The following is an 8,077-nucleotide window of genomic DNA, read 5'->3' on the forward strand; positions in this document are numbered from 1 at the left end:
GGCTGCGGTGCACTGCGTTGTCAGCAGGGGGTTTCGGCCCCGCGCCGGTAGTACCACCACCACGTCACGGCAAGGCAGGTGATGTAGAACGCAATGAAGCCGTACAGCGCCATGTCGGGGCTGCCGGTCAAGGTGATGGAAGAGCCGTAACTCTTCGGAATGAAGAAGCCGCCGTAGGCACCAATGGCGCCGGAGAAACCAACCACCGCGGCCGATTCAATGCTGGCCTGGTGCGCGGCCTCGGACTTGCCCTGCGCATTGGCATTGGCCGACAGGCGCTCATGCAGGGTGCGGAAGATCACCGGGATCATCCGGAAGGTGGTGCCATTGCCGATGCCGCTGAGCACGAACAGCGCCATGAACGACACCAGGAAAGCGTAGAAGTTGCCGCCGGTGCCGTTGTTCGGCAGGAAGTGCAGCACACCGAACACCGCGGCGATCATCAGCGCGAACACCCAGAAGGTCAGCCGTGCCCCGCCCCAGCGGTCGGCCATGCTTCCGCCGACCGAGCGCATCAGCGCCCCCAGCAACGGGCCGATGAAGGCATACGTCATCGGATTCACGTCGGGGAACTGGCTCTTGACCAGCATCGGGAAACCCGCTGAAAAGCCGATGTAGGAACCGAACGTGCCGATGTACAACCAGCACATCAGCCAGTTGTGTTTGCGGCGGAAAATGATGGCCTGCTCGGAGAATGAAGAACGCGCACTGGTCAGGTCATTCATGCCGAACCATGCGGCGATGGCAGCAACGGCAATGGCCGGAACCCAGATGAAGCCCGCGTTCTGCAGGAACAGCTGGCCACCGCCTTCCACCAGCGGCTGCGGCGCACCGCCCATCGCACCGAACACGCCGACCGTGATGACCAACGGCACCACCAGCTGCGATACCGACACGCCGACGTTGCCCAGCCCCGCGTTCAACCCCAATGCCATGCCCTGGCGTTGCTTGGGATAGAAGAAGGAAATGTTGGACATCGACGAAGAGAAGTTGGCGCCACCAAAACCGCACAGGATGGCGATGCAGACAAAGATCCAGAACGGCGTGCTGGGGTTCTGTACCGCAAAGCCAAGCCAGATCGTCGGCAGCAACAGCGAGGCGGTGGAAAGTGCCGTCCAGCGCCGCCCGCCAAAGATGGGAATGACGAACGAATAGAAGATGCGCAGGGTTGCGCCGGACAGGCTGGGCAAGGCCACCAGCCAGAACAGCTGGTCGGTGGTGAAGTTGAAACCAATGCGCGGCAGGCTGATGGATACCGCCGAGAACAGCACCCACACCGAGAACGCCAACAACAACGCCGGGATCGAGATCACCAGGTTGCGTGTTGCCACCCCATGCCCGGTCTTCTCCCAGTAGGTGGGATCTTCTGGTGTCCAGTCGGTGATGACACGACCAGGGCCACTCTTGTTTTTTGCGACATCGCTAACGACGGTCATGCATGGCTCCAGGCTATGTAATGACGACGAAATTCCGCGTTGTGCATTGCCTCGTCGTCGTGGCGTTATTAAGCCCGGCGTGTTGCTTGACGAGGTTGATCTAGATCAATCCGTACGGCTTTAGAACGGTGTTCCTGACATATGTCAAACCGCTGAAATGGCGGCCGCCCCCGCACGCCGCCTTGGGCCGCGCTCACGCATGCTGTCGCGTACATCCACATCGAACTGCAGATGCACGACGGCATCGCCTGCATCAAGCTCCCAGGCCAGCCCCTCGCGGCAGGGAAGCCGGCTGGCCAAGGCCAGCACGGCCTCGCGCGGCAGCCTTATCTGCACGGCAGCTGCGCCATTGGACAGCGCTGCGTTATCACCAGCGTGCAGTTGCAGCACCAGCGACCAATGGCCGGCCGTGCCAAAGCCAGTGGACGCGTGAAGTGGCTCGCCTTCCAGCAGCAGCGCCAATTCACTTTCATCAAGCCTCAGGCGTACCGATTGCTGTTGCAGCTGGATCTTCATGATGCAAGTTCCTCCCATTGCGCGGGGGTATTGCAGTTGACCAGACAGGCGGTGGTTTCAGCCGAAACAGGCAGTTCAAGGACGCCCAGCCTGCGCTGGAATGCCTGCAGTGAACGCGGGCCGTCCGGGTCTTCGATCAAGGACTGCAGCAGCTTGCGGCAAGCCCCGTCGATGTTCAACCGCATCGGCAACGGTTGCCCGGTGAAGATCACGCAGGCAGCGGTTGGAGCGTCATGCAGGCGCTGCAACAGCGGAACATCCAGCCGTGGCATGTCCACCGGCACGACCCAGGCCAGGCCGTCGGGCAGCGTGCTCACCACGCTGAACAGCCCGCCCAGTGGGCCGCAGCGCGCAACGCTGTCGGTGACGCCATCAAATGCAGGATAGCTGCCACTGACTCTTACGGGGCTGGCGCCCGCCTGCTGCAGCAGGCCATGCATGTGGGCGAGCAAGCTTGTGCCCTGCCACGGCATCAACGCCTTGTCGCGGCCCATCCGTGAGGACAGGCCACCGGCCAGCACGATGCCGGCCATGCGTGGCGCGTCAGCGGTGGGCGTGATCGTGCGCATGGGCCACGCCAGCGTCTTCTGCTTCGTGATGACACAGCGCACAGCCTTCACTCCATTCGCTGTCACCGTCCAGGTAATGCTCCTGCTTCCAGATCGGCGAGCGGTGCTTCACGTCTTCGATCAACTGCCGGCAGGCGCGAAAGGCTTCATCACGGTGCGGGGTGCCGGCAGCGACCACCAGGGCCACATCGCCGACGGCCAGGCGACCCTTGGCGTGGGCGACATACAGTTTGATGCGGGGGCCGAACTGGGCTTCCACCTCGGCCACCATGCGCTGGATTTCGTTGAGTACCAGCGGCTCGAACAGGTCGTAGGTAATGCCCAGGACCGGCCTGCCCTGGTTGAGGTCGCGGACCTTGCCTATGAAGACGTCGATGCCGCCAAAACCGGGGTCAGAGACAAATTGAATGCCTTCGGACGGGTCAATTGCTGCCTCGGCCCGATCCACTACTTTCCAGGTGTGTGCACCAGGCATCTCAACCTCCACTGACCGGCGGCAGGATCGCAACGCGGCCGTCATCGGGCAGTCGCTCGTTGTCACGCAGTACGCGGTGTTCGTCGGCAAAGGCCGAGTAGTCCAACAGCCCGGCGCGGAACTGCGGCCAGCGCTGGGCAATCAGTTCGCGCAAGGCACTGCGCAGGTCGGCGATGTGCTCGCCGTTGGTCTGCACGGCGATCTCACGACGGGGATCCAGCTCCGAGAAGGCGCCGAACAACTGAACATTTATCTGTCTCATGGTGACTCCTGTAGCGCCAGCTGCACCGGGTCCAGATGACCCCAGCCCTGCACGCGGATACGGCTGCCGGCGGCGACATGGTCGCCCTCGCCGTCCAGCACCGCCCAGGCATTGGCCTTGAGCATGGTCTTCAAACGAAAGGATTCCTGCCCGGAAAGCACGCGCACCGACAACTGACCGCTGCCATCCAGCTCCACCCGCGCGCGTGCATGCATGCGCAGGCCCGGCGGCTTGCGTGCATCGGCCTGCAACGGCAACTGCAGCGCTGGCTCTTCGGCCAGGCCCAGCATGCGCCGCAGCACCGGCTCGACAAAGAAGCGCTGACCGACCGCCGCCGATATCGGATTGCCGGGCAAACCGAAGTAGAGCGCGCCATTTGGCAGTCGCGCGAACAGCAGCGGCTTGCCGGGACGAATCGCAACTTTGTGGAAAATGATTTCAGCGCCACGCGCACGCAGCGCATCGGGAATGAAGTCGTAACGCCCCTGCGACACCGCGCCGGTGCTGACCAGCACGTTCGCGCCTTCGGCCAATGCGGTGTCGAGCACCTTGTCGAAGGCTGCAACGTCATCGCCGACCACGCCCTGCCACACGACCTCGGCGCCCGCGGCCTGCAGGCGACGGACAAGATACGGCCGGTTGCTGTCGCGGATCTGCCCCGACGCCAGCGATTGCGCCAGATCACTCACCAGTTCTTTGCCGGTGGCGATCACGGCCACCTTCGGCTGCGGCCGCACCTGCACCGTGGCGGTGCCGATGGCATGCAGCAACGTCATCGCATTGATATCCAAGGTGGCGCCTGCAGCCAACACTTCTTCGCCATCCTCCACGTCCTGGCCGCGCAAACGCACATGCTGCCCGGGCTTGAGTGCATCACGCAGGCGAATGCGCAGCGGCCGGCCGTTCTGCGCTTCCACTACTTCAACCTGTTCCACCGGCACCACGCTGTCCAAGCCGCTGGGCATGCGCGCGCCGGTCATGATTTCCCACGCGCCCTGCCCGCCATCGGCGGCGATGTCACCGGCGGCCTGCCAACCCTGCACATCAAACAAGCTGCCAGCGGCGATCACCTCGCCCCCGGCATGCAGCGCAAAACCGTCCATTGCCGAATTGTCGAATGGCGGCAAGGCCTGCTCGCTGACGACGGCCGCAGCGAGTACGCGGCCTTCGGCCTGCGCCACCGGCACGCGCTGTGCGGGCAGCGGTTCGGCAGCGGCCAACAACTGTTGCAGTGCCTGCGCATAACTGATCATGCGCGGCTGCCCTTGCCGTGGCTTTGGCCGTCGATCATCGCCAGCGCATGCCCCAGCACCGGCGCCAGAATGTCCAGGCATTGGCTGGCCGCACGCGGGCTGCCGGGCAAGGCGAACACCAGCATCTGCCCCAGTTGCACTACCTCGGCGCGACTCAGCCAGGCGTGTTGCGTGTGTTGCGCGCTCAGGCTGCGCAGCATTTCGGCCAGGCCTTCAACGCGACGGCCGCCCAGCGATTGCAGGGCCTCGGGCGTGAGATCACGCGGGCCCAATCCTGTGCCGCCGGTACACAGACAAAGCCGTACGCCCTCGCTGGCCAGAGCATGCAGGCGCGTGGCCAACGGTTCGACACCATCAGGCAGCACTTCGGCACTGGCGATATCACCGCCCAATGCCTGCAGGCCCTGCATCAGGCGCGGGCCGGATTCGTCGGCGTAATCCCCCTGGCTAGCCCGGTCGCTGAGGGTGATCACCGCGCAACGTGCCCCCTGCAATCCGCGCGGCGGGCGCGGCTGGAAACGTTCGCGCTCGGCATCGTCCATGCCCTGCGGGTGCAACCACAGGCCGCTTTTGCCGCCCTCCTTGAACAACAAACGGATGGCGCTGATTTCCAGTGCCGGTTCCACCGGCTTGCTCAGGTCGTAGAGCGTCAACAAGGCGGCATTGACGCCGGCCAGGGCTTCCATCTCCACGCCGGTGCGCGCCTCACTGGCGCATTCGCACCACACGCGGATGGCGTGCCGTTCCGGCACCGGGGCGCAATAAACATGCACCAGCTCCAGTGGCAGCGGATGGCACAGCGGCATCAATGCAGAGGCCATCTTGGCGCCCTGCAGGCCGGCGATTTCCGCCATCACCAAGGCGTCGCCCTTGGGCAGGCGCCGCTCGACAATCAGCGGATAAGCCACCGGCCCGGCCAGCAGTTCACCCACGGCCACCGCGCGGCGGCGGGTGACACGCTTGTTGCGGACATCGGCCATATGGAAGGCCGCATTCATCTCACCACTCATCGTGTTCTCTATCCCCCAATTGACGCCAGATGCGGCGTAAGCCCGGTCAGGCCCTGGTGTAATCCATGCCCGGCGGCCTTGAGGCCGAGCTGGGTGGTGATGCGCGCCAGCAGCGCGTCATGGTCATCGTCGGACTGCAGCAGCGGGCGCAGGGCCACGCCAAAGTCGCCGAACAGGCACAGGCGCAGGTCGCCTTTGGCGGTCACCCGCAGGCGATTGCAGCCTTTGCAGAAATCCCGCGAATACGGGGCAATGATGCCGATGCTGCCACGGTAGTCCGGATGGCCGAACTCCCGCGCCGGGCCCGCATCGGCCGCGCGCGGGCGCTGCTGCCAACCGGCTGCCTGCAATTGGTCGATCACCACGTCCGCGTCCAGGTGATGGCGCTCGAAGTACTCGCGGTTGTCGCCGGTGCGCATCAACTCGATGAAGCGCACGCTGATCGGCCGCTCGCGCAGGAAAGCCATCCAGTCCTGCAGCTCATCGTCATTGCGGCCGCGCAGCAGCACCGCATTGAGCTTGATCGACTGCAGGCCAAGCTGTTGCGCCAGCGCGATGCCTTCCAGCACTTCGGGCAGGCGGTCGTGGCCGGTGATGGCATGGAAACGCTCGCGGCGCAGGCTGTCCATGCTTACGTTCAAGGCGGTCAAGCCGGCCCGGTGCCAGCCCGGCAGGCGGCGCGGCAACAGGCAGCCGTTGGTGGTGATGGCCACCTTGCGGATGCCCGGCACCCGCGCCACGGTTTCGATGATCTGGTCCAGATCCTTGCGCAGGCTGGGCTCGCCCCCGGTCAGGCGGATCTTGTGCATGCCCAGGGTGGCAAACGCGCGCACCAGCCGTTCGATCTCGGCCACTGCCATGAATTGCGGGCGGCCATCGGCTTGATAGCCATCAGGCAGGCAATAGCTGCAACGGAAGTTGCAGGCCTCGGTGAGCGACAGCCGCAGGTAAGGAAAGCTGCGACCGAAGCCGTCGGTGAGTTGGCTCATGGCTGTTCCACCTTCTGACTCCATGTTTTCCCGATCACCCGGCACCCCGGACGGCCCTCGCTGCATCAACTGGCCGCCAGCCTACGGGGGACAACCCTTGGGTGGCATGACTTAAATCAATGCCGGCCCTGCCAGCTTCCCCTGTGTTGTGTCAGCATCCTGTTCAGATGCTTATGACATGTGACAGCAATCATGATGCTCAATGACTTCAATGGCCTGTTGCAGGCGGCACACCAGCAAACCGAACCGCAGCGCCTGCTGTTTGTGTTCGCCCGCGCCGACCTGCCCGAATCCCCCACCGCCGACCAGCACAACCGCCACGCCAGCGGCCAGGGCGGCACCCTGAGCCCGGTGCTGTGCGTGGACAAGGCACCGCAGGAGGTCGCCTCGTTTGCGGCACTTGCCGATGAATCCAGCAACACCGGCATGACCTGGGATGTTCTGTTCGTCGCGGCAATGGACGGCCGCGCCGGGTTTGCCCCCTCCAGTGATGAAGCCGCCCGTCCGCTGCAACTGATGGTCAATGCCATCAACGACGGCCAGGTCAGCCGCTTTGCGGCCTTTGACCGCGATGGCAATCCCATCCAGTTTTACTGAGCGACCAGTTGCAAGGTCAGGAAGAACACCACCAATACGGTATTCAGCCCCCAGGCCACGGTGAGCCCGCGGGCGGCAACGCCCAAGTTTGGATTGTGCGCGGAGGGCGCAGCCCGCCACACCGCCGGGATGATCCAGCCGGTGTAAAGCAGCAACAGCGCGAACATGGCCAGCAGCAGCGGCGTATTGGCCTGCGACAAGGCCCACAAGGCGATTGCCCAGAGAATGTTGCTGGGAATCACGCCCTGCAGCCAGAACACACGCCAAAGCCTGGATGGGGGCTGCTTGCTGCCCGAGGCGGGCAAGGACGAGGCGACAGTCATGAATCCTCCGGGTCAGGTGGAAACAACAACTTGCCGGAGGAGCTTGCTCCCGAAGGAGAGCCGGGTCAAATCGGCCCGGCGCAATCAGGCAACAGCCTCTGATTACTTAAGGGCTTCGGCACCCTTGCTGTGGTAACGGCGCACCAGTTCTTCCAGATACAAATCCACCGTCTCGTGCTGATGGGTGATGCACCAGCGCAGCGCGTCGATCAGCGCGGTATCGCGCATCTCGCCCGGCGGGCTGAAGTCATTGGCCCGCTTGGCCCGGTAACGACGTGCCCGCTCGGCCTGGGTCAGCGGCTCGCTGTAGATCTTCGGCCGCCCGCGTTTGCGTGGCGCATCGGCCACGGCCTCCTGCGCAGGAGGCTGTTTTTTGTCACCCATCACATTTGCCCTTGTTGCGAATGCGTGCACATTAAAGTGACGCATCACTAATTGCCAGCACAACCCCGTAAAACCACCCGCTTGTAGGAGCCGCTTCAGCCGCGAAGCGGGCGATGGTGGATACCGCGAGCGCCAGCATCGTTGGCTTCGCAGCTGAAGCCGCTTGTGTCTGCCACCGGAGTAGGTTTGCAGGTGAGAGCGGAGTGCGGCAGCCCGTTATGCCGCGGTGCGCACAAGCACGTGTAGGAGTTGGGGCGCCGCAC

At 64.2% G+C, this 8,077-nt stretch carries 11 protein-coding genes; 1 reads left to right on the forward strand and 10 read right to left on the reverse strand.

Features of this window, described 5'->3' with window-relative positions; translation table 11 throughout:
- Window positions 1-20: 20 nt before the first annotated feature.
- The 8 genes from ACVOLO_RS15410 to moaA all read right to left on the reverse strand — a co-directional run bounded on the left by ACVOLO_RS15410 (window position 21) and on the right by moaA (window position 6,510).
- Window positions 21-1,436 (reverse strand): NarK family nitrate/nitrite MFS transporter, encoded by a 1,416-nt coding sequence (locus tag ACVOLO_RS15410; RefSeq protein WP_481571195.1) that lies wholly within the window; start codon window positions 1,434-1,436, stop codon window positions 21-23.
- A gap of 144 nt (window positions 1,437-1,580) precedes the next feature.
- Entirely contained in the window at window positions 1,581-1,952 is a 372-nt protein-coding gene (locus ACVOLO_RS15415) for a DUF7009 family protein (protein WP_481571196.1), read from the reverse strand.
- Complete coding sequence (gene mobA, locus ACVOLO_RS15420) at window positions 1,949-2,521, reverse strand: molybdenum cofactor guanylyltransferase (RefSeq protein WP_481571197.1); 573 nt, start codon at window positions 2,519-2,521, stop codon at window positions 1,949-1,951. Before mobA ends, ACVOLO_RS15415 begins: the two co-directional genes overlap by 4 nt.
- The gene (locus tag ACVOLO_RS15425; protein ID WP_481571198.1) at window positions 2,496-2,996 is read right to left on the reverse strand and encodes a molybdenum cofactor biosynthesis protein MoaE; all 501 of its coding nucleotides are present in this window, start codon (window positions 2,994-2,996) and stop codon (window positions 2,496-2,498) included. Before ACVOLO_RS15425 ends, mobA begins: the two co-directional genes overlap by 26 nt.
- A 1-nt stretch (window position 2,997) precedes the next feature.
- Window positions 2,998-3,258 carry a MoaD/ThiS family protein gene (locus tag ACVOLO_RS15430; RefSeq protein ID WP_481571199.1) on the reverse strand — a complete coding sequence of 87 codons (261 nt, stop codon included), beginning with the start codon at window positions 3,256-3,258 and terminating at the stop codon, window positions 2,998-3,000.
- Window positions 3,255-4,511, reverse strand: coding sequence for a molybdopterin molybdotransferase MoeA (locus ACVOLO_RS15435; protein ID WP_481571200.1), 1,257 nt, complete (start codon window positions 4,509-4,511; stop codon window positions 3,255-3,257). Before ACVOLO_RS15435 ends, ACVOLO_RS15430 begins: the two co-directional genes overlap by 4 nt.
- Complete coding sequence (gene moaCB / locus ACVOLO_RS15440) at window positions 4,508-5,521, reverse strand: bifunctional molybdenum cofactor biosynthesis protein MoaC/MoaB (RefSeq protein WP_481571201.1); 1,014 nt, start codon at window positions 5,519-5,521, stop codon at window positions 4,508-4,510. Before moaCB ends, ACVOLO_RS15435 begins: the two co-directional genes overlap by 4 nt.
- A gap of 8 nt (window positions 5,522-5,529) precedes the next feature.
- Window positions 5,530-6,510 (reverse strand): GTP 3',8-cyclase MoaA, encoded by a 981-nt coding sequence (gene moaA / locus ACVOLO_RS15445; RefSeq protein ID WP_481571202.1) that lies wholly within the window; start codon window positions 6,508-6,510, stop codon window positions 5,530-5,532.
- Between the two features lie 192 nt (window positions 6,511-6,702).
- Between moaA and ACVOLO_RS15450 the strand changes: the two genes are divergently transcribed.
- The gene (locus tag ACVOLO_RS15450) at window positions 6,703-7,107 is read left to right on the forward strand and encodes a ribonucleotide reductase subunit alpha (protein WP_481571203.1); all 405 of its coding nucleotides are present in this window, start codon (window positions 6,703-6,705) and stop codon (window positions 7,105-7,107) included.
- Here ACVOLO_RS15450 and ACVOLO_RS15455 read toward each other — a convergent pair.
- Both ACVOLO_RS15455 and ACVOLO_RS15460 read right to left on the reverse strand, forming a co-directional pair.
- Window positions 7,101-7,430: a hypothetical protein gene (locus ACVOLO_RS15455; protein ID WP_481571204.1), complete on the reverse strand. Its 330-nt coding sequence runs from the start codon at window positions 7,428-7,430 to the stop codon at window positions 7,101-7,103. The genes ACVOLO_RS15450 and ACVOLO_RS15455 overlap by 7 nt on opposite strands.
- A gap of 102 nt (window positions 7,431-7,532) precedes the next feature.
- Window positions 7,533-7,814: a hypothetical protein gene (locus tag ACVOLO_RS15460; RefSeq protein WP_481571205.1), complete on the reverse strand. Its 282-nt coding sequence runs from the start codon at window positions 7,812-7,814 to the stop codon at window positions 7,533-7,535.
- Window positions 7,815-8,077: the final 263 nt, after the last annotated feature.

Source organism: Stenotrophomonas sp. STEN056, assembly GCF_056759635.1.

Excerpts from the sequence above, each read along its gene's own strand:
- ACVOLO_RS15455 (WP_481571204.1), bottom strand. The coding sequence starts at position 7,430 with ATGACTGTCGCCTCGTCCTTGCCCGCCTCGGGCAGCAAGCAGCCCCCA.
- mobA (WP_481571197.1), bottom strand. The coding sequence starts at position 2,521 with ATGCGCACGATCACGCCCACCGCTGACGCGCCACGCATGGCCGGCATC.
- ACVOLO_RS15415 (WP_481571196.1), bottom strand. The coding sequence starts at position 1,952 with ATGAAGATCCAGCTGCAACAGCAATCGGTACGCCTGAGGCTTGATGAA.
- ACVOLO_RS15450 (WP_481571203.1), top strand. The coding sequence starts at position 6,703 with ATGATGCTCAATGACTTCAATGGCCTGTTGCAGGCGGCACACCAGCAA.
- moaA (WP_481571202.1), bottom strand. The coding sequence starts at position 6,510 with ATGAGCCAACTCACCGACGGCTTCGGTCGCAGCTTTCCTTACCTGCGG.
- ACVOLO_RS15460 (WP_481571205.1), bottom strand. The coding sequence starts at position 7,814 with ATGGGTGACAAAAAACAGCCTCCTGCGCAGGAGGCCGTGGCCGATGCG.
- ACVOLO_RS15430 (WP_481571199.1), bottom strand. The coding sequence starts at position 3,258 with ATGAGACAGATAAATGTTCAGTTGTTCGGCGCCTTCTCGGAGCTGGAT.
- moaCB (WP_481571201.1), bottom strand. The coding sequence starts at position 5,521 with ATGAGTGGTGAGATGAATGCGGCCTTCCATATGGCCGATGTCCGCAAC.
- ACVOLO_RS15410 (WP_481571195.1), bottom strand. The coding sequence starts at position 1,436 with ATGACCGTCGTTAGCGATGTCGCAAAAAACAAGAGTGGCCCTGGTCGT.
- ACVOLO_RS15425 (WP_481571198.1), bottom strand. The coding sequence starts at position 2,996 with ATGCCTGGTGCACACACCTGGAAAGTAGTGGATCGGGCCGAGGCAGCA.
- ACVOLO_RS15435 (WP_481571200.1), bottom strand. The coding sequence starts at position 4,511 with ATGATCAGTTATGCGCAGGCACTGCAACAGTTGTTGGCCGCTGCCGAA.